General features: G+C 63.8%; 19 protein-coding genes. 9 read left to right on the top strand and 10 right to left on the bottom strand.

Annotated features, from left to right (window positions below; all coding sequences use genetic code 11):
* Positions 1-102: 102 nt before the first annotated feature.
* Genes KCG88_RS15760 through rpoE form a run of 3 tightly spaced genes read right to left on the bottom strand, consistent with a single transcriptional unit; the run spans position 103 to position 2271 of the window.
* Positions 103-1062: a MucB/RseB C-terminal domain-containing protein gene (locus KCG88_RS15760; protein WP_047284333.1), complete on the bottom strand. Its 960-nt coding sequence runs from the start codon at positions 1060-1062 to the stop codon at positions 103-105.
* Positions 1063-1070: 8 nt separating this feature from the next.
* The gene (locus tag KCG88_RS15755; protein WP_047284332.1) at positions 1071-1658 is read right to left on the bottom strand and encodes an anti sigma-E factor RseA C-terminal domain-containing protein; all 588 of its coding nucleotides are present in this window, start codon (positions 1656-1658) and stop codon (positions 1071-1073) included.
* A gap of 31 nt (positions 1659-1689) precedes the next feature.
* Positions 1690-2271 (bottom strand): RNA polymerase sigma factor RpoE, encoded by a 582-nt coding sequence (rpoE, locus tag KCG88_RS15750; protein WP_007930230.1) that lies wholly within the window; start codon positions 2269-2271, stop codon positions 1690-1692.
* A gap of 558 nt (positions 2272-2829) precedes the next feature.
* Between rpoE and nadB the strand changes: the two genes are divergently transcribed.
* Positions 2830-4446, top strand: coding sequence for an L-aspartate oxidase (gene nadB, locus KCG88_RS15745; protein ID WP_011059787.1), 1617 nt, complete (start codon positions 2830-2832; stop codon positions 4444-4446).
* Here nadB and KCG88_RS15740 read toward each other — a convergent pair.
* Complete coding sequence (locus KCG88_RS15740; protein ID WP_047284331.1) at positions 4415-4867, bottom strand: protein YgfX; 453 nt, start codon at positions 4865-4867, stop codon at positions 4415-4417. The genes nadB and KCG88_RS15740 overlap by 32 nt on opposite strands.
* Positions 4851-5105 (bottom strand): succinate dehydrogenase assembly factor 2, encoded by a 255-nt coding sequence (locus KCG88_RS15735; protein WP_011059785.1) that lies wholly within the window; start codon positions 5103-5105, stop codon positions 4851-4853. The genes KCG88_RS15740 and KCG88_RS15735 overlap by 17 nt, the downstream gene beginning before the upstream one ends.
* A gap of 149 nt (positions 5106-5254) precedes the next feature.
* Here KCG88_RS15735 and KCG88_RS15730 point away from each other — a divergent pair, with 149 nt between their 5' ends.
* Positions 5255-6196 carry a folate-binding protein YgfZ gene (locus KCG88_RS15730; protein ID WP_210712695.1) on the top strand — a complete coding sequence of 314 codons (942 nt, stop codon included), beginning with the start codon at positions 5255-5257 and terminating at the stop codon, positions 6194-6196.
* A 36-nt stretch (positions 6197-6232) separates the two neighbouring features.
* A complete protein-coding gene (locus KCG88_RS15725; RefSeq protein ID WP_210712694.1) occupies positions 6233-7054 on the top strand; it encodes an HDOD domain-containing protein in 822 nt (273 codons plus the stop codon).
* A gap of 7 nt (positions 7055-7061) precedes the next feature.
* Here KCG88_RS15725 and KCG88_RS15720 read toward each other — a convergent pair whose 3' ends face one another.
* Positions 7062-8447, bottom strand: coding sequence for a sensor histidine kinase (locus KCG88_RS15720; protein ID WP_047335962.1), 1386 nt, complete (start codon positions 8445-8447; stop codon positions 7062-7064).
* Positions 8440-9111 (bottom strand): response regulator, encoded by a 672-nt coding sequence (locus KCG88_RS15715; RefSeq protein WP_011059781.1) that lies wholly within the window; start codon positions 9109-9111, stop codon positions 8440-8442. Before KCG88_RS15715 ends, KCG88_RS15720 begins: the two co-directional genes overlap by 8 nt.
* 236 nt (positions 9112-9347) lie before the next feature.
* On the opposite strand from KCG88_RS15715, the gene KCG88_RS15710 reads away from it, so the two are divergent.
* The 5 genes from KCG88_RS15710 to KCG88_RS15690 all read left to right on the top strand — a co-directional run bounded on the left by KCG88_RS15710 (position 9348) and on the right by KCG88_RS15690 (position 14763).
* Complete coding sequence (locus KCG88_RS15710) at positions 9348-10640, top strand: OprD family porin (RefSeq protein ID WP_047284327.1); 1293 nt, start codon at positions 9348-9350, stop codon at positions 10638-10640.
* Between the two features lie 79 nt (positions 10641-10719).
* The gene (locus KCG88_RS15705) at positions 10720-11706 is read left to right on the top strand and encodes a tripartite tricarboxylate transporter substrate binding protein (RefSeq protein ID WP_011059779.1); all 987 of its coding nucleotides are present in this window, start codon (positions 10720-10722) and stop codon (positions 11704-11706) included.
* A 58-nt stretch (positions 11707-11764) separates the two neighbouring features.
* The gene (locus tag KCG88_RS15700) at positions 11765-12223 is read left to right on the top strand and encodes a tripartite tricarboxylate transporter TctB family protein (RefSeq protein WP_210712693.1); all 459 of its coding nucleotides are present in this window, start codon (positions 11765-11767) and stop codon (positions 12221-12223) included.
* Between the two features lies 1 nt (position 12224).
* The gene (locus KCG88_RS15695; RefSeq protein ID WP_210712692.1) at positions 12225-13739 is read left to right on the top strand and encodes a tripartite tricarboxylate transporter permease; all 1515 of its coding nucleotides are present in this window, start codon (positions 12225-12227) and stop codon (positions 13737-13739) included.
* Positions 13732-14763: an AbrB family transcriptional regulator gene (locus KCG88_RS15690; protein ID WP_210712691.1), complete on the top strand. Its 1032-nt coding sequence runs from the start codon at positions 13732-13734 to the stop codon at positions 14761-14763. Before KCG88_RS15695 ends, KCG88_RS15690 begins: the two co-directional genes overlap by 8 nt.
* 134 nt (positions 14764-14897) lie before the next feature.
* On the opposite strand, the gene ung is transcribed toward KCG88_RS15690, so the two are convergent.
* The gene (gene ung / locus KCG88_RS15685) at positions 14898-15590 is read right to left on the bottom strand and encodes a uracil-DNA glycosylase (protein ID WP_041120579.1); all 693 of its coding nucleotides are present in this window, start codon (positions 15588-15590) and stop codon (positions 14898-14900) included.
* Positions 15591-15722: 132 nt separating this feature from the next.
* On the opposite strand from ung, the gene KCG88_RS15680 reads away from it, so the two are divergent.
* Entirely contained in the window at positions 15723-16835 is a 1113-nt protein-coding gene (locus tag KCG88_RS15680; protein ID WP_210712690.1) for an enoyl-CoA hydratase/isomerase family protein, read from the top strand.
* A gap of 115 nt (positions 16836-16950) precedes the next feature.
* On the opposite strand, the gene KCG88_RS15675 is transcribed toward KCG88_RS15680, so the two are convergent.
* Both KCG88_RS15675 and KCG88_RS15670 read right to left on the bottom strand, forming a co-directional pair.
* Positions 16951-17346, bottom strand: coding sequence for a hypothetical protein (locus KCG88_RS15675; RefSeq protein ID WP_210712689.1), 396 nt, complete (start codon positions 17344-17346; stop codon positions 16951-16953).
* A 274-nt stretch (positions 17347-17620) separates the two neighbouring features.
* The gene (locus KCG88_RS15670) at positions 17621-17830 is read right to left on the bottom strand and encodes a hypothetical protein (protein ID WP_241774697.1); all 210 of its coding nucleotides are present in this window, start codon (positions 17828-17830) and stop codon (positions 17621-17623) included.
* Between the last annotated feature and the right edge of the window lie 100 nt (positions 17831-17930).

The raw sequence follows: 17930 nt of genomic DNA, 5'->3' as shown, positions 1-17930 counted from the left end.
AGAAAAACTCCGGGAATTTTGCAAATGAAATTGCTGACCAAACATTTCATCTTCTCAATTGTGGAGTGGGCATCACTGACCTCTTACACAACCAACAAAGGCTCATTGCTTGGCAGTAGCATCGGAACGCATCGACAGCGCAATACGCTCAGCAGTACCAATGGGGATCTCCCCGACCACCGTGACCATCATCTCGCCCTCTGGAGTAGTCAGGCGGCGTGATACAGCCACCGTAGGTCCGAGCTGGGTGCGGGTATCGGTGACCGTCGCGCCGTTGAGCGGCTCGAGAAACACCGAGAAGCGCGCAAGGCCATCGTCATACAGCAGGCTGTTGACCATGGATTTGGTTTCCGGATCCTTGCGGGCACTGCTGCTGGTCAATTCGAAGCCGGGAGGCAGCCAGTCGGAATGCCAGGTTTGGACAGCCTTGACCGCCGAGGCCTTGTCGCTATCCAAAGACACTGGCTTGCAACCCGCGCTGGGACGCAACTCGACGTCATCAGGCACATCCGCGGTATCCAGGCGAGTGAACTGGAAGCGCTCCAGCAACTGCCCCTTGTCGTTGAGCAACAAGGACTTGAGCGGCAGCCCGGTCTCTTGATCCAGGTGCAGTTCGAAACCGTAGCGATGCTGATCCTTGGGCGTGACCGAAACGATCACCGCCTGGCGACCGGCCACGCGCGACTTGCCGATAACGGCAAGGCTGTACCAATTCTTGAGTTTTTGCGGGTCCAGGGCTCGGGCGGCACCGTCCGGGGAATCCCCCAACCCTGCCACCAACTCGCCACTGACGCATTGGGTACGGCCATCGACACGCACCACCTCTTGTTGAGCAGCCCCATCGAGCTGGATCAACCGCTCACGCACCTTTCCATCCTGGACACGATGCCAGATGTTATGGGTAGAAAAACTACCGTTACGCTCGTAAACGAAAGTGCCCTGAAAGCTTTGCTGCTGTTCCGCTTGCCCAAGACGCTGCAACCAGTCCTGGGCTTCGTCGGCATGGGCTGGAACCACAAACCAGCCACTGAGCAGAAGCGTTAGTAGAGGTATGGCGCGCATGATCCTCCTTAGCGGTTTTCCAGACTTGCCGCACGGGCGTAAGGCAGAGCGCTTTCAGTGCCTTTGAGCGCGGCTTGCTGGGCATGCTGGCGCAGGTAGCTTGGCAGACGCTGATCGTGCCAGCCTGGCTGCCCTTGCAGTACGCCATTGGCCATGGGGCCAGTGGCTTCCGAGCTTTCATTGTAGCCGGCCAATACCGCCGGCCCTTTGACTTGCGGAGTCGCCAGGGTGGGCTGGCCGGCTTGCTGTGCCAGTTCGACACCCGCGATCTCGTCCTGGTTGTACAGGCGAACACCCGCCAGCACGGCCACGGTCACCGAGGCAGCTACTGCCAGACGGCCCAGGCTGCGCCAAGGTCCGCGGGAGGCTTTGGCCGGCACGGCCTCATCAGCCAGAGCTGCAGAAACGGCAGCGGCGATGTCCAGACGCGGAAGCAGCAACTCCTTGTGCATGGCTGCCCGGGCGATTTGATAACGGGCCCAGGTCTCACGGGTTTCCACTTCGTCGACGGCATTCAACACCCGACGCAATTCCAGTTCGTCCGCTTCGTTATCCATCACCGCGGACAGCGATTCCTGCAGGGCTTCACGACTCATGGCGGTTCCTCTCTTGGCTGTCGCCGCTGTCTCAGGTTTCCTGCAACAACGGCTGCAGGGCTTTATCGATGGCTTCCCGAGCGCGGAAAATCCGGGAGCGCACGGTACCCACCGGACACTGCATGACGCTGGCAATGTCCTCGTAACTCAGACCATCGAATTCACGTAAAGTTAAGGCCGTACGCAAATCTTCCGGTAGTTGCTGAATGGTTCGATGGACGGTGCCTTCGATCTCATCCCGCAGCAATGCACGTTCCGGCGATTCGAGATCCTTCAGGCCATGATCGCCGTCATAGAACTCCGCATCCTCAGAACTTACATCGCTATCTGGCGGCCTGCGGCCGCGTGAAACCAGATAGTTTTTCGCCGTGTTGATGGCGATACGGTACAGCCACGTGTAGAACGCGCTGTCACCCCGAAAATTACCTAGCGCACGGTAAGCCTTGATAAAGGCTTCTTGTGCAACATCCTGGGCTTCATGGGTGTCGTGCACGAAACGCACGATCAACCCGAGAATTTTGTGCTGGTACTTCAGCACGAGCAGATCGAACGCTCGCTTGTCGCCACGCTGAACGCGCTCGACCAGCTGCTGATCCTCTTCCTGGGTTAGCATGAACACTCCTCGATAAGCTCGGAGGAGGCTTGCATCACTAAACGATCAGGCTTGCAAACATAGACTCGGGCTTTTCGCAAAAGTTCTCCCCCTCCAAGCAAGTTTCCTGCGGGCTCTGATCCGGCACGCACGAAAAACGCAGCACGGGCAAGGCCGGCTGCGCGAATAATCCTGTCGTCGAATTCTGTCACAAGGGACACACTGTAAACCTTGGATATAACCGACGCTGTCCCTTCTTTCAGGCAACCTTCTATTGAGTTTGGGGCCTTGGCAAAAGTTCCCAATCTTTATAGCTGCGCCGGACGAAGATTGTGTAACGGTGGCAAGAAAAACCGCCCTATGTCGTCGATCAGCCGCTCCAGAGGCTGGGATGCTCCGAATATCGGACTGACCGAGAGCAACGCTTTTGCTCGGTGAAGTCGCACAATGCCATGAAGGCGCGACTATTGTGCCGATCCCCCCCTCTATATACTAGTGGGCTGTGTGGCTGCTTTGACTTGCCGATTCAGGCGTCTTGCGCCAACCCCTTCACGGGTCGCTTTGAGCGGAATCCTTCAAATGAGCCAACAGTTTCAACACGATGTTCTGGTGATTGGCAGCGGTGCCGCCGGCTTGAGCCTGGCCCTGACCCTGCCCAGCCACCTGCGTATTGCCGTCTTGAGCAAAGGCGACCTCGCCAACGGCTCGACATTCAGGGCCCAGGGCGGCGTCGCGGCCGTGCTGGATGATACCGACACCGTAGAATCCCACGTCGATGACACCCTCAATGCCGGTGGCGGCCTATGCCACGAGGATGCGGTGCGCTTTACCGTGGAACACAGCCGCGAGGCCATCCAGTGGCTGATCGACCAGGGCGTGCCCTTTACCCGCGACGAAGACTCCAGCAGCGACGACAGTGGCTTCGAATTCCACCTGACCCGCGAGGGCGGCCACAGCCACCGGCGGATCATCCACGCGGCGGATGCCACCGGTGCGGCCATTTTCAAGACCCTGCTGGCCCAGGCTCGGCAACACCCCAATATCGAATTGCTGGAACAACGGGTCGCCGTCGACCTGATCACCGAAAAACGCCTGGGGCTGGAAGGCGACCGCTGCCTGGGAGCCTACGTGCTCAACCGCAGCACCGGCCAGGTCGACACCTTTGGCGCACGCTTCGTGATCCTCGCCTCCGGCGGCGCAGCCAAGGTCTACCTCTATACCAGCAACCCCGACAGTGCCTGCGGTGACGGTATCGCCATGGCCTGGCGCTCGGGCTGCCGGGTGGCCAACCTGGAATTCAACCAGTTCCACCCCACCTGCCTGTATCACCCACTGGCCAAGAGCTTCCTGATTACCGAAGCCCTGCGTGGCGAAGGCGCCCACCTCAAGCTGCCCAACGGCGAACGCTTCATGCCGCGCTTCGACCCGCGGGCCGAGCTGGCACCACGGGACATCGTGGCCCGAGCCATCGACCATGAAATGAAGCGCCTGGGCATCGACTGTGTGTACCTGGACATCAGCCACAAGCCGGAAGCCTTCATCAAGAGCCACTTCCCCACCGTTTACGAGCGTTGCCTGGAGTTTTCCATCGATATCACCCGGCAGCCGATCCCGGTGGTGCCGGCCGCGCACTACACCTGCGGAGGGGTGATGGTGGACCAACAGGGCCGCACCGACGTGCCGGGCCTGTACGCCATTGGCGAAACCAGCTTCACCGGCCTGCACGGCGCCAACCGGATGGCCAGCAACTCGCTGCTGGAATGCTTCGTCTACGCCCGTTCGGCGGCGGCCGATATTCTTCGGCAACTGCCCCAGGTGTCGATCCCCATCGCCCTGCCCGCCTGGGATGCCAGCCAGGTCACCGATTCCGATGAAGACGTGATCATTGCGCACAACTGGGACGAGTTGCGGCGGTTCATGTGGGACTACGTGGGCATAGTGCGCACCAACAAGCGCCTGCAGCGGGCCCAGCACCGGGTGCGCCTGCTGCTGGACGAGATCGACGAGTTCTACAGCAACTACAAGGTCAGCCGTGACCTGATCGAGCTGCGCAACCTGGCCCAGGTGGCCGAGCTGATGATTCTCTCGGCCATGGAGCGCAAGGAGAGCCGCGGCCTGCACTACACCCTGGACTACCCGCAGATGCTGCCCGAGGCCCGGGACACTATTCTGGTGCCGCCCACCTACGCCGGCTGAACTTGAGCCGCAGCCGCAGGCGCCGATGTTGGTCGGCGGCCTGCGCGTCCCGCGGCACACAGACAGAGCGCACCCAGCGCTCCCCCCGCAACCGAAAACGCAGCACCACGATCAATGGCAGCGCCAGGCTGTCGGGGCGCAACTGCACGGCCTGCCACCCCTCGGATCGACTCCACAGCTGCCAGCCTTCGGGCGAATGGCGCAACCCGGTGAAGGCCCGTGGATGGCTCAAGAGAATCTGCCGCGGCAACACCCAGCCGGCGTGCAGCAGGCACAACCCTAGCCCCACAAGCCTGGCGACAGACGGAAGATCCAGCAGGAAAAACGCGCCCAGGGCGAACGCCTGGGCCAGCAGGTAGGCCGCCAGCAGTTGCCGTGAGGCACGCCAGCGGCATTCGAACAACCTACTTGGGTTGGACACGGTCCAGAATCATGCGGACCATGCGCTGCAGCTCGGGGTCCTCGGACTCGCTGCGCTCCATGAACCAGCCAAACATGTCCTGATCCTCGCACTCCAGCAGCTTGCGATAGCACTCGCGGTCGGTCTCATTGAGATGCGGGTACACCTCCCTGACGAACGGCACCAGCAACACGTCCAGCTCAAGCATGCCGCGGCGGCTGTGCCAGTAGAGGCGATTCAGTTCAACATCTTCAACCATGGAGCGCTCCTCAAATAGAGCGCAAGTATACAGCCCGGGGGAGACGAGAACAGTCGGCTTTGGTCGGTGGCCACCCATCCTTTGTGAACTATCCATTTCAGGGGCGCCCCCTTATGATGTGCTCCAGACTTTTTACCCTGCGATGAACCATGGCTGACTCCGCATTTTTCTGCCCCCTCTCCCACGAAGGCGTGCTCGCTGTCCGCGGGCCTGACGCCAGCAAATTCCTTCAGGGTCAGTTGACCTGCAACCTCAATTACCTCAGTGACAGCCAGTCCAGCCTCGGTGCCCGCTGCAATCAGAAAGGCCGCATGCAATCGAGCTTCCGCATCCTCCTGGAAGGCGACGGCTGCCTGCTGGCCATGGCCCGCGAGCTGATCGAGCCGCAACTGGCGGACCTGAAGAAGTACGCGGTGTTCTCCAAGGCCAAGCTTGCCGACGAAAGCGTCAGTTGGGCGCGTTTCGGCCTGGCCGATGCCCAGGCAGCCCTGAACGGCCTGGGCCTTGAGCTGCCCGAGGAAGACGGCGCCGTGGCCCGCGCCGATGGCCTGATCGCCTTGCGCGTATCCGGCCAGCGCGCAGAACTCTGGGTGCCGGCCGAGCGCGCCGCCAGCCTGCGCCAGCACCTGGCCACGCAACTGCCCGAGGGCGAGCTGAACCAGTGGCTGCTGGGGCAAGTCCGCGCCGGCCTCGGCCAAGTGATGCCCGAGACCCGTGAACTGTTCATTCCACAGATGCTCAACCTGCAGGCCGTTGGCGGCGTCAGCTTCAAGAAAGGCTGCTACACCGGCCAGGAAATCGTCGCTCGCATGCAGTACCTGGGCAAGCTCAAGCGCCGCCTGTACCGCCTCGCTCTACCTGGCGACGCCCTCCCCGTTCCTGGCACTGCGCTGTTCGCTCCCAGCCACAACAGCGCCATTGGCGAAGTGGTCCTGGCCGCCCGGGCGCAGCAGGGCGTGGAACTGCTGGCCGTGCTGCAGGCCGAAGCGGTGGAAGGGGGCGAACTGCACCTGGAAACACTCGAAGGGCCAACCCTGCAACTGCTGGACCTGCCGTACCAGCTGGATCGCGACCGCGAGATCCAGCGCTGATCGCCTGCCTTTTTTGCAACACCCTAGAGAATTTACATGACTGAGCTGGCGCAAAAGGTCCAACAGGATTTGCTGGGGGCCATCGACAACGATGACCTGGTTCTGCCAACCCTGCCGGAGGTGGCCCTGCAGATTCGCCAGGCCGCCGAAGACCCGGAAATCAGCGTCAGTACCCTGAGCAAGGTGATAGGCCGCGATACCGCGTTGTCGGCGCGGCTGATCAAGGTGGTCAACAGCCCCTTGCTACGGGCGGCCCAGGAAGTCACCGACCTGCACACGGCAATCACCCGCCTGGGGGTCAACTACAGCAGCAACCTGGCCATCGGCCTGGTGATGGAGCAAATCTTCAACGCCCGCTCCGAAGTGGTGGAACAGAAAATGCGCGATGTCTGGCGCCGCAGCCTGGAGGTGGCCGGGGTCAGTTATGCGCTGTGCCGCAGCTACAGCCAGCTCAAGCCGGACCAGGCGGCCCTGGGCGGCCTGGTGCACCAGATCGGCGTGCTGCCGATTCTTACCTACGCCGAAGACCACTACGAACTGCTCTCCGACCCGGTCAGCCTCAATCACGTGATCGAGCGCATCCACCCGTTGCTGGGAGACAAGCTGCTACGGGTCTGGGAGTTCCCCGAGCAACTGGTGCAGATCCCCGGGCAATACCTGGACTTCAGCCGCCAGTCGAGCCGGATCGACTACGTCGACCTGGTCCAGGTGGCGACCCTGTACTGCCACAAGAACACCGAGCATCCGCTGTCGCGGATCGACGCCTTCAGCGTGCCGGCCTTCAAGAAGCTGGGGATAGACCCGGACAACAAGGCCATGTGCCTGGATCTGGAAGAATCCCGCTCCATGCTCTATTGAGCATTCCCTAGCCGGCCGTAAAGCTCACCCGCACCTTCAGCCCCGACGGCTCGCCATCGTGCAGGCTGATCTGCGCCAGGTGCGCCCTACAGATCTCACCGACGATCGCCAGTCCCAGGCCCGAACCCGCACCCTGCTGATTGCGCCGGTAGAAGCGCTCGAAGACCCGGTCACGGTCTTCCAGGGGAATGCCCGGCCCATCGTCTTCCACCTCCAGCACCCCGGGCGGTGACACCCGCAGCACCACATTGCCACCCGGCGGAGTATGGGCCAGGGCGTTGTCCACCAAGTTGCTGAGCAGTTCATTGAGCAGGGTTGGTTCGCCCCTGAGCCATACCGGTTCGTCGGCCTCCAGGGCCAGGGCCACGCCCCGGGCATGGGCCAGAGGCGCCATGGCCATGCCCAGTTCCCGGGCCAGTTGACTGAGATCGAGCAACTGCGCCCCACCCTCGGCGATCGCCCGGGCGCCGTTTTCCACCCGGGCCAGGGACAGCAACTGATTGGCCAGGTGGGTCAGGCGGTCGGTGCCCTGGGCCGCACTTTCCAGCGTGGCGCGCCAGGTATCCGGCTCACTTGCGCGCAAGCCCAGCTCCAGGCGGGCCTTGAGCGCGGCCAGCGGGGTGCGCAACTCATGGGCGGCCTCGGCGATGAACTGCGCCTGGCGCTCGAATTGCCCGCGCAGGCGCTCGGTGAAATGGTTCAAGGCACGTACCAGCGGCCACAGTTCGCGCTGCACCGAGACCAGAGGCAGCGGCCGCAGGTCGTCCGGCTGGCGTTCTTCCACCGCCCCGCGCAGGCGTTCCAGGGGGCGCAAGGCCGCACTCACCGCAAACCACACCAGCACCAGGGCGCCGATGGCCAGCATGCCCAGGCGCAGGAGGGTATCGGCCATCAGGCTGCGGGCCATGGCCACCCGCGCCTCGTCGGTCTCCGCCACGCGGATTTCCGCCATGCCGTTCATGTTCGGCTCGCTGACCGCCTTGAGCAGGCTCACCACCCGTACGTTCTGGCCCTGGTAGCGAGCATCGTAGAAGCGCGCCAGGGCCGGGTAGTCATCGGTTCGCGGGGTGCCGGGCGGCGGCCCGGGCAGGTTCTCATAACCGGAAATCAGTTTTTGATGGATGTCGTTGACCTGGTAGTAGATGCGCCCGGCGCTGTCGTAGGCAAAGGTGTCCAGCGCCACATAAGGCACGTTGGCACTCAGGCTGCCATCGCGCTGGGACAAGCCGGCGGCAATGGTTCGCGCCGACGCCAGCAAGGTCCGGTCATAGGCGGTATCGGCGGCCTCGCGACCGTTCCAGTAGGCGCTCAGGCCGCTGGCCAGCATCAGCACCACCAGCAGCAGCGCGAGGTTCCACAGCAAGCGCCAGCGCAGGCTGCTGGGCTTATGCATCGCGGCTTTCCAGCAGGTAGCCCAGGCCGCGGAAGGTGACGATGGCCACCGCATGGCCGTCGAGCTTCTTGCGCAGGCGGTGCACGTAGATCTCGATGGCGTCGGGGCTGGCCTCTTCGTCCAGGCCGAACACCTGGGAGGCCAGTTGCTCCTTGCTCATGACCCGGCCAGGGCGGGCGATCAAGGCTTCGAGTACCGCCTGTTCGCGGGAAGTCAGGGTCAGCAATTCCTCGCCCAGGGTGAAACGCCGGGTGTCCAGGTCATAGGCCAGCACTCCGCAACGCTGCTGGCGCTCGCCCCCCAGCACGCTGCGGCGCAACAGGGCCTTGACCCGAGCCTCCAGCTCGGTCAGCTCGAAGGGCTTGGCCAGGTAATCGTCGGCCCCCAGGTTCAGGCCGTGGACCCGATCCTTGACGTCGCTGCGGGCGGTCAGCATGAGCACCGGCAGGTTCTTGCCACGGGCCCGCAGGCGCGCCAGCACTTCGAAACCATCCATGCGCGGCAGGCCGACATCAAGGATCGCCACGGCGTACTCCTCGCTGCCCAGGGCCAGGTCGGCCGCCACCCCATCGTGCAGCACATCCACGGTCAGGCCGGTGCTCTTGAGCGCCTGGGCGATACTTTCGGCCAGTTGCAGGTGGTCTTCCACGAGCAGGACTCGCATGGCTGTTTACCTCGTTTCAGGGGGGATCGACGCCGCTCTTTGGCGCGGAGTGTACCGCCGCAACCGCCGCTGTGAAGCCCGAAAGCCACGAAAGTGCACTGAAAGGTTAGCGAAAGGTTGGCCCTTTAGAGTCCCGCCACGGACAGTCTCGACTGCCCTGGCCGTGAAGGCCGCTGACCCGCAAAACGCCTCGAAGCGTTTTCGTCAAAATAAGAACAATAACGGAGTACTCCAGGATGCCATCCACGCACCCTCAGGCTGTCCAGCCCGCGCGTTTTTCCCGTCTGACCCCGACTGCTCTTGCCAGCGCCGCCACCCTTGCCGGTTTCGCGCCCTTGAGCCAGGCCGCCTTTATCGAAGACAGCAGCGCCACCTTCGAAACCCGCAACATGTACTTCAACCGCGACTTTCGCGACGGCACCAGTGCCCAGCAATCCAAGCGTGACGAATGGGCCCAGGGGTTCATGCTCAACCTGCAGTCAGGCTACACCGAAGGTACCGTGGGCTTCGGCCTGGACGCCCTGGGCATGCTCGGGGTCAAGCTCGACTCCAGCCCCGACCGCACCGGCACCGGCCTGCTGCCGACCCACGATGACGGACGCGCGGCCAACGAGTACTCCAAGCTCGGCCTGACCGGCAAGGTGAAGATTTCCGCCACCGAACTGAAAGTCGGCAGCCTGATTCCGGAACTGCCGATCCTCAAGCCCAACGACGGGCGCATCCTGCCGCAGACCTTCGAGGGCGGCTTGCTGACCTCCAGGGAAATCAAGAACCTGACCTTCACCGGCGGCCGCCTGGACAAGGCCAAGGACCGCGATGACAGCAACTACGAGGATATCCGCCTCAACAACAAGAACAGCCGCTTCGCCGGCACCGTGGCCGGCAAGCACTTCAATTTCGGCGGCCTGGACTACAAGTTCACCGACAAGATCACCGGCAGCTACCACTTCGCCCAACTGGACGATGTCTACAACCAGCACTTTCTCGGCCTGGTAGCCTCCCAGCCCATGGGCCCGGGCACCTTCGGCACCGACCTGCGCCTGGCCATCAGCGACGACCAGGGCCAGGCCCGCGGCGGCAAGATCGACAACAAATCCCTCAACGGCCTGGTGAGCTACGCCCTCAACGGGCATAAACTCAGCGCCGGCTACCAGCACATGTCCGGCGACAGCGCTTTCCCCTACGTCGATGGCAGCGACCCATACCTGGTGAACTTCGTGCAGATCAACGACTTCGCCGGGGCCCAGGAGCGCTCCTGGCAGGCCCGTTACGACTTCGACTTCGCCAAGCTGGGAGTGCCCGGCCTGAGCTTCATGACCCGCTACCTCAGCGGTGACAACATCGCCCTGAAGAACGGCGACACCGGCAAGGAATGGGAACGCAACACCGAGATCAAGTACGTGGTACAGAGCGGCACCTTCAAGGACGTCGCCGTGCGCCTGCGCAACGCCACCTACCGTTCCAACTATTCGGCACGCGATGCCGATGAAGTGCGCCTGCTGGTGAGCTACAGCGTAGCGCTGTGGTAAGCCCCCCCTATCACGCTCCTACGAAAAACGGGTCGGGAATGACCCGGACATACCTACAACAACTCCTGTGGAGACGCTCATGGACCTTTCACTGCGCAAACTCGCCCTCGCCGCCGGCTGCATGCTGTTCGCCGGCCAGTTGCTGGCAGCCTCCGCCGAGCCCAAGCGCCCGGAATGCATCGCCCCGGCCTCCCCTGGCGGCGGCTTCGACCTGACCTGCAAGCTGGCGCAAAGCGCCCTGGTCAACGAGAAACTCCTGTCCAAGCCGATGCGCGTGACCTACATGCCCGGCGGTGTCGGGGCCGTAGCCTACAACGCGGTGGTGGCCCAGCGTCCGGCCGATGCCGGGACCCTGGTGGCCTGGTCCAGTGGTTCGCTGCTGAACCTGGCCCAGGGCAAGTTCGGCCGCTTCGATGAAAGCGCGGTGCGCTGGCTGGCGGCGGTGGGCACCAGCTACGGCGCCATCGCGGTGAAAAGCGATTCGCCCTACAAGAACCTCGACGATCTGGTCCAGGCCCTGAAGAAAGACCCGAGCAAAGTGGTGATCGGCTCCGGTGGCACCGTCGGCAGCCAGGACTGGATGCAGACCGCGCTGATCGCCAAGGCCGCCGGGATCAACCCGCGGGACCTGCGCTATGTCGCCCTGGAAGGCGGCGGCGAGATCGCCACGGCCCTGCTGGGCGGGCATATCCAGGTCGGCAGTACCGACATCTCCGACTCCATGCCGCATATCCTGGCCGGCGACATGCGCCTGCTGGCAGTGTTCTCCGAGCAGCGCCTGGACGAGCCAGAAATGAAAGACATCCCCACCGCCAAGGAGCAGGGCTACGACATCGTCTGGCCGGTGGTACGCGGCTTCTACCTGGGGCCTAAGGTCAGCGATGCGGAGTACGCCTGGTGGAAGGAAGCCTTCGACAAGCTGCTGGCCTCCGAAGAGTTCGCCAAGCTGCGCGACCAGCGCGAGCTGTTCCCCTTCGCAATGACCGGCCCCGAACTGGATACCTACGTGAAGAAGCAGGTAGCCGACTACAAGACCCTGGCCAAAGAGTTCGGCCTGATTCAGTGACCGTCCCTTTCTGACGGCCCGGCCCTCGCGCATCGGGGGCCGGGCCCGGGAGTTAGCCATGCTCGTTCAACGTCTCTTCGCCGCGGTGTTGCTGCTGGCCTGTGCCGGCCTGGCACTGATGGCCTGGCCCTACCAGGCGGCCTTTTCCTACGAACCGGTGGGCCCACGGGCCTTCCCCCTGCTGATGCTCGGGCTGATGGGCCTGGCCCTGCTGTACATGCTGTTTCGCCCGGCACCGATCAAGCACAGCGAAGAAGAACCACCCCTGGACCGACAGACCCTGACCAAGATCACGATCTGCGTGACCTTGCTGCTGGTGTTCGCCGGCGCTTTCGAACCCTTGGGTTTCATCCTCGCCAGCATCCTCATCGGCGTGCCGATGGCTCGGCTTTATGGCGGCCGCTGGCTGCCCAGCCTGGTGATCATCAGCCTGCTCAGTGTCGGCCTCTACTGGCTGTTCGACCGGGTCATGGACGTCCCCCTGCCCCTCGGCCTGCTCGACGTTCTGGAGAATTGATATGGATACCCTCAGCTATCTGGGCCAGGGCTTCGGCGTTGCACTGACCCCCTACAACCTAGTCACCGCTTTGTCCGGCACCCTGATCGGCACCGTGGTCGGGCTGCTGCCGGGCCTGGGCCCGATCAACGGCGTGGCGCTGCTGATCCCCATCGCCTTCGCCCTGGGCCTGCCGCCGGAATCGGCGCTGATCCTCTTGGCGGCGGTGTACCTGGGCTGCGAATACGGCGGCCGGATCAGTTCGATCCTGCTGAACATTCCCGGCGAAGCCTCCACCGTGATGACCACCCTCGACGGTTACCCCATGGCACGCAAGGGCCTGGCGGGCGTAGCCCTGTCGTTGTCGGCCTGGAGTTCGTTCATCGGTGCCCTCATCGCCACCTGCGGCATGGTGCTGTTCGCCCCGCTGCTGGCCAAGTGGGCGATCGCCTTCGGCCCGGCGGAGTACTTCGTATTGATGGTGTTCGCCATCGTCTGCCTCGGCGGCATGGCCGGCGACCGACCGTTGAAGACCTTTATCGCCGCGCTGATCGGGCTGTTCCTGTCGGCCGTGGGCATCGACGCCAACAGCGGCGTGTACCGCTTCACCGGGGACAATATCCACCTCACCGACGGCATCCAGTTCGTGGTGCTGGTGCTGGGCCTGTTCTCCATCAGCGAGATCCTCCTGCTGCTGGAAAAGACCCATCGCGGCCAGGAAGCGGTGAAGGCCACCGGGCGCATGATGTTCAATTTCAAGGAGGCGGCCTCGGTGTTCGTGGTGAACATCCGCTGCGGCCTGCTGGGCTTCATCATGGGCGTGCTGCCCGGAGCCGGCGCGACCCTGGCCAGCGCCGTGGCCTACATGACCGAGAAACGCATCGCCGGTGCCAGCGGCACCTTTGGCCAGGGCGACAAGCGCGGCCTGGCCGCCCCGGAAACCGCCATCGGCGCCTCGGCCTGTGGCGCCCTGGTGCCGATGCTGACCCTCGGCGTGCCCGGTTCCGGCACCACCGCGGTGATGATCGGTGCCCTGTCGCTGTACAACATCACCCCCGGCCCGCTGCTGTTCCAGCAACAGCCGGATATCGTCTGGGGCCTGATCGCCTCGCTGTTCATCGCCAACATCATGCTGGTGATCCTCAACATTCCGATGATCCGCCTCTTCACCCGCATCCTTGCGGTGCCGAACTGGGCCCTGGTGCCGGTGATCGCCATCATTACCGGGATCGGCGTCTATGCGGTACACGCCACCACCTTCGACCTGTTCCTGATGGTGGGCATCGGCATCTTCGGCTACATCCTGCGCAAGCTGGACTTCCCGCTGTCGCCAGTGCTGCTGGGCTTCATCCTCGGCGGCCTGATGGAGCAGAACCTGCGCCGGGCGCTGTCGATTTCCAACGGCGCCATGGAGATCCTCTGGTCGAGCCCGATCACCGTCGGGGTCTGGGTGCTGACCGTGATCATGCTGCTGATGCCGCTGCTGCGTATCTGGCGCAAGCGCGCGGCCCAGCAACGTGCCGTGGCCGATGTCTGAATCCACTTGGAAACAGTGGTGGGGCACGCCCCTGGTGGGCCTGGCTGGCGGCTACCTCGCCAGCCAGATCGGCTGGCCGCTGCCGTGGATGGTCGGCTCGTTGCTGGCGATCATCCTGGTGCGCTGCCTGACGCCCTGGCAACTGGCGGAAATCCCCGGCGGGCGCAAATGCGGGCAATGGGTGGTGGGCATCGGCATCGGCCTGCACTTCACCCCGCAGGTGATGGAGCAGGTGCTGAGCCATTTCGGCCTGATCTTCTTCGGTGCCCTGGTCACCAGCCTGTCCAGCGTGGTCGGGGTCTGGCTCTTGCGGCGCACCGGCGAGGACCGGGCCACCGCGTTCTTCTCCAGCATGCCCGGTGGCTCAGGGGAGATGGTCAACCTCGGCGCGCGCAACGGCGCGGTGCTCAGCCGGGTAGCGGCCGGGCAGAGCCTGCGGGTGCTGACGGTGGTGCTCTGTGTGCCGGCGGCGTTCAAGTACCTGCTGGGGGAAGGCACGCCGGCCCTGCATTCCGCTACGGTGGACTGGCGCTGGCTGGCCCTGCTGTTTCCGGCCGGAGCCCTGCTGGCCTGGCTCTGGCAGCGCCTGCGCCAGCCCAACCCCTGGCTGTTCGGCCCCTTGCTGCTCAGCGCGACACTGAGCATCGCCTGGGACCTGCACATCGGCCTGCCCGACGGCGCCAGCCAGATGGGCCAGTGGCTGATTGGCAGCGGCCTGGGCTGCCACTTCAACCGCCAGTTCTTTCGCCGGGCCCCTTCGTTCATGGGCCGCACCCTGATCGGCACCGCCCTGACCATGCTGATCGCCGGCCTCGCAGCCCTGGGCCTGAGCGCCCTGACCCGCCTGGACCTGCGCTCGCTGACCCTGGGCATGATGCCCGGCGGCATTGCGGAAATGAGCCTGACGGCCGAGGTCCTGCAACTGTCGGTGCCCTTGGTAACGGCGATGCAGGTCATGAGGTTGCTGTTCGTGCTGTTTCTCGCCGAGCCCCTGTTCCGCCATTGGAACAAAGGCCCCCTGTAGCCGCAGGCTGCGACAAGGTCCGCAGGACCTTCAGTGGCCGAACCACCGCCGCGTCCCCACGGCCCGTTCGCAGCCTGCGGCAGCGGCTGCAGATATGCCTTGGGTTGCCGCCAAGCCCCCCCATCGAGCACTGGTTACAACGGCGGCAGGCGCCACTCGATCGGCGTCTCGCCGTTCTGCTCGAGGTATTTGTTGGTGCGGCTGAAGTGCCCGCAACCAAGAAAGCCGCGATAGGCCGACAAGGGCGAAGGGTGCACCGAGGTCAGCACCAGGTGCTTGGTGGCGTCGATCAGCTTCTGCTTGCTCTGGGCATGGGCGCCCCACAACAGGAACACCAGGTGCGGCTGATGCTCGCTGACCACTTCGATGATCCGGTCGGTGAAGAACTGCCAGCCCTTGCCCGCATGGGAAGCGGCGTTCGCCCGCTCCACGGTCATGGTGGTGTTGAGCATCAGCACGCCCTGGTCGGCCCAGCTCTGCAGGTAGCCATGGTTGGGGATGTCGATGTTCAGGTCACGCTTGAGCTCTTTATAGATATTCACCAGCGACGGGGGCGCGGGCACCCCGGGCTGCACCGAGAAGCACAACCCATGGGCCTGACCCGGCCCGTGGTAGGGGTCCTGGCCGAGGATCACCACCTTGACCTTGTCCAGCGGCGTGGAGTTCAAGGCGTTGAAGATCATCGGCCCCGGCGGGTAGATTTCCTTGCCGGCGGCATGTTCCTGTCGCAGGAACTCCCGCAGTTCGCTCATGTAGGGCTGGTCGAATTCGGCACGCAGGGCCTCCTTCCAGCTCGGTTCGAGTTTGATACGATCGTCAGCAGTCATGGCCATGCCCGTGAAAAAACAATGGCCGCACCCTAGGAAAGCCCACCTCGCTTGTCAATTGATCTGACCCAGAACCGGCACTTTCCCTTACAGCGATCATACTGACCGCTTAAATTTCCCATCGAGGTCACGATGAACCTGCACGTCGAAGAACTCACCGGCACCGATGGTGCACGCATCGCCATTGCCACCCTGGACGCGGAAAAATCCCTGAACGCCCTGTCCCTGCCCATGATCCAGCAGTTGAGCGAACACCTCGACACCTGGGCCAAGGACCCGCAGGTAGTGTGCGTGCTGTTGCGGGGCAACGGCGCCAAGGCTTTCTGCGCCGGCGGCGAAGTGCGCAGCCTGGCCCAGGCCTGCCTGGCTCACCCCGGCGAAGTGCCGCCGCTGGCCGGGTACTTCTTCGCCGCGGAATACCGCCTCGACTATCGCTTGCACACCTACCCCAAACCGCTGATCTGCTGGGGCCACGGCTATGTCCTGGGCGGCGGCATGGGGCTGCTGCAAGGTGCTGGCATTCGTATCGTCACCCCCAGCAGCCGCCTGGCGATGCCGGAAATCAGCATTGGCCTGTACCCGGACGTGGGCGCCAGTTGGTTCCTGTCGCGCATGCCCGGCAAGCTCGGGCTGTTCCTGGGCCTTACCGGCGCCCATATGAACGGCCGCGACGCTCTGGACCTGAACCTTGCCGACCGTTTCCTGCTCGATGAGCAGCAGGAGGCGCTGATCGAGGGCCTGCTGCAACTGAACTGGCAGGAACAGACCCCAAGGCAGCTCAACAGCCTGCTCAAGGCCCTGCAGCAGGAAGCCCTGGAGCAAATGCCCGACGCTCAGTGGCTGCCGCGCCGACAACAGATCGACAGCTGGCTGGATGTCAGTGACGTGGCCTGTGCCTGGCGGGCGATCAGCCAGTTGCACAACCACAGCGATGCCCTCTACAGCCGTGCGGCCAAGACCCTAGTCGAAGGCTGCCCGCTGACTGCACACCTGGTGTGGGAACAGATCCGCCGCGCCCGCTACCTGTCCCTGGCCGAGGTGTTCCAGATGGAGTACACCCTGAGCCTGAACTGCTGCCGGCATCCGGAGTTTGCCGAAGGCGTGCGCGCGCGGCTGATCGACAAGGATCATCAGCCGCACTGGCACTGGGCGGATATCAACAACGTGCCCGAGGCCGTGGTGGAGGCGCACTTCCACAAGGCCTGGGAAGGTCGCCATCCCCTGGCGGACCTGACGGATTACTAGATCGTCACAGGCTGCGCACTGCCCGAAGGGACGCGGCGACAGCGGATTCGCCGAAGGTCCTGCGAACCTGGTCGCAGCCTGCGGCAGCGGCTACGGGGTTCAGCCCAGTACCGGCTCAATGACCGCGGCCACCGTGGCCATGGTCGCCGCGCCCGTGATCGCCGCGCCCGCCATTGTCACGCCCGCCGTGGCCGCCCCAGTCCTGGTTGCTCCAGTTGTTCGGCCGGCCATGCCCACCCCAACCCTGGCTCGGATAAGGCCGGTATACCGCGCGCGGTGGCTGGTAGTAACGCGGGGCCGGCTGGTAGTAGCGCGGCGCGGGCTGGTAGTAGCGCGGAGGGTAGTAACTGCGCCCCGTGGAATAGTAGGAAGCCCCCCCACCGTAGTAATAGGCCGGCGCGGGAGCGCTGTAGACCTCCGAGCTGTAGTAGCCGGAGCCTCCACCGTAATAAGGGGCACACGCAGCAAGGCTCGAACCCAGTAAGGCAATCAGTAGAAGTCGACGATACATGGCGGCCTCCTGGACCGCGAAGAAGCCTCGCCAGCGACGCTGGCAGGCGGCAATCAGCAACAGGCTGACTGACGAGATATCTGACCGCGAAAAGCGCTTGTGGTGCGATTTTCGCAACACTTTGAAACAAGTGCTGCTGACGTCCTTTCCTGCGCTTTTCCACGCCCACGAAAAAGCGCTGCCTCAGGCAAAGGCAGCGCTGTGGGCAACGACTCTCGGCCCTTGGCCTCTTGTCATCCGAGGCGGTGGCCTGTTGTACGGGCCTTGGTGCCGGCTAGTGGTGCCAGCGTCGGTAGCCGCCGTAGTAGTGCGGCCCGTAGCCCCCGTGATAGTAGGGCCGGTAATAGTAGTGAGGCCTGTAGCCGCCTCCATAGTAGGGGTAGTAACCGTAGTAATAGGGGCCTGGAACCGCATACACGTCAGTGCGGTAGTAGCCCGGCTCGACGTAATAGGGCACACAGGCGGACAGACTCAAACCAAGCACAACACCGAGCAAGATTCGACGGAACATGGCGGCCTCCCGGACCGCGTGCAAGCCGTACCAGCGACGCTGGACGACGCCAATCGAAACGGCATGACTGGCA

Origin of the sequence: Pseudomonas sp. MWU349 (assembly GCF_017947325.1) — a bacterium.
GTDB classification, from domain to species: Bacteria; Pseudomonadota; Gammaproteobacteria; order Pseudomonadales; family Pseudomonadaceae; genus Aquipseudomonas; species Aquipseudomonas protegens.
The sequence above is the reverse complement of the archived record's forward strand: the minus strand, read 5'-3'. Positions and strand labels throughout refer to the sequence as shown.

Coding starts and splice junctions, on each gene's coding strand:
- KCG88_RS15720 (WP_047335962.1), bottom strand. CDS start 8,447: ATGCATAAGCCCAGCAGCCTGCGCTGGCGCTTGCTGTGGAACCTCGCG.
- KCG88_RS15760 (WP_047284333.1), bottom strand. CDS start 1,062: ATGCGCGCCATACCTCTACTAACGCTTCTGCTCAGTGGCTGGTTTGTG.
- ung (WP_041120579.1), bottom strand. CDS start 15,590: ATGACTGCTGACGATCGTATCAAACTCGAACCGAGCTGGAAGGAGGCC.
- KCG88_RS15675 (WP_210712689.1), bottom strand. CDS start 17,346: ATGTATCGTCGACTTCTACTGATTGCCTTACTGGGTTCGAGCCTTGCT.
- KCG88_RS15735 (WP_011059785.1), bottom strand. CDS start 5,105: ATGGTTGAAGATGTTGAACTGAATCGCCTCTACTGGCACAGCCGCCGC.
- KCG88_RS15730 (WP_210712695.1), top strand. CDS start 5,255: ATGGCTGACTCCGCATTTTTCTGCCCCCTCTCCCACGAAGGCGTGCTC.
- KCG88_RS15715 (WP_011059781.1), bottom strand. CDS start 9,111: ATGCGAGTCCTGCTCGTGGAAGACCACCTGCAACTGGCCGAAAGTATC.
- KCG88_RS15725 (WP_210712694.1), top strand. CDS start 6,233: ATGACTGAGCTGGCGCAAAAGGTCCAACAGGATTTGCTGGGGGCCATC.
- KCG88_RS15705 (WP_011059779.1), top strand. CDS start 10,720: ATGGACCTTTCACTGCGCAAACTCGCCCTCGCCGCCGGCTGCATGCTG.
- nadB (WP_011059787.1), top strand. CDS start 2,830: ATGAGCCAACAGTTTCAACACGATGTTCTGGTGATTGGCAGCGGTGCC.
- KCG88_RS15695 (WP_210712692.1), top strand. CDS start 12,225: ATGGATACCCTCAGCTATCTGGGCCAGGGCTTCGGCGTTGCACTGACC.
- KCG88_RS15690 (WP_210712691.1), top strand. CDS start 13,732: ATGTCTGAATCCACTTGGAAACAGTGGTGGGGCACGCCCCTGGTGGGC.
- KCG88_RS15700 (WP_210712693.1), top strand. CDS start 11,765: ATGCTCGTTCAACGTCTCTTCGCCGCGGTGTTGCTGCTGGCCTGTGCC.
- KCG88_RS15710 (WP_047284327.1), top strand. CDS start 9,348: ATGCCATCCACGCACCCTCAGGCTGTCCAGCCCGCGCGTTTTTCCCGT.
- KCG88_RS15755 (WP_047284332.1), bottom strand. CDS start 1,658: ATGAGTCGTGAAGCCCTGCAGGAATCGCTGTCCGCGGTGATGGATAAC.
- rpoE (WP_007930230.1), bottom strand. CDS start 2,271: ATGCTAACCCAGGAAGAGGATCAGCAGCTGGTCGAGCGCGTTCAGCGT.
- KCG88_RS15680 (WP_210712690.1), top strand. CDS start 15,723: ATGAACCTGCACGTCGAAGAACTCACCGGCACCGATGGTGCACGCATC.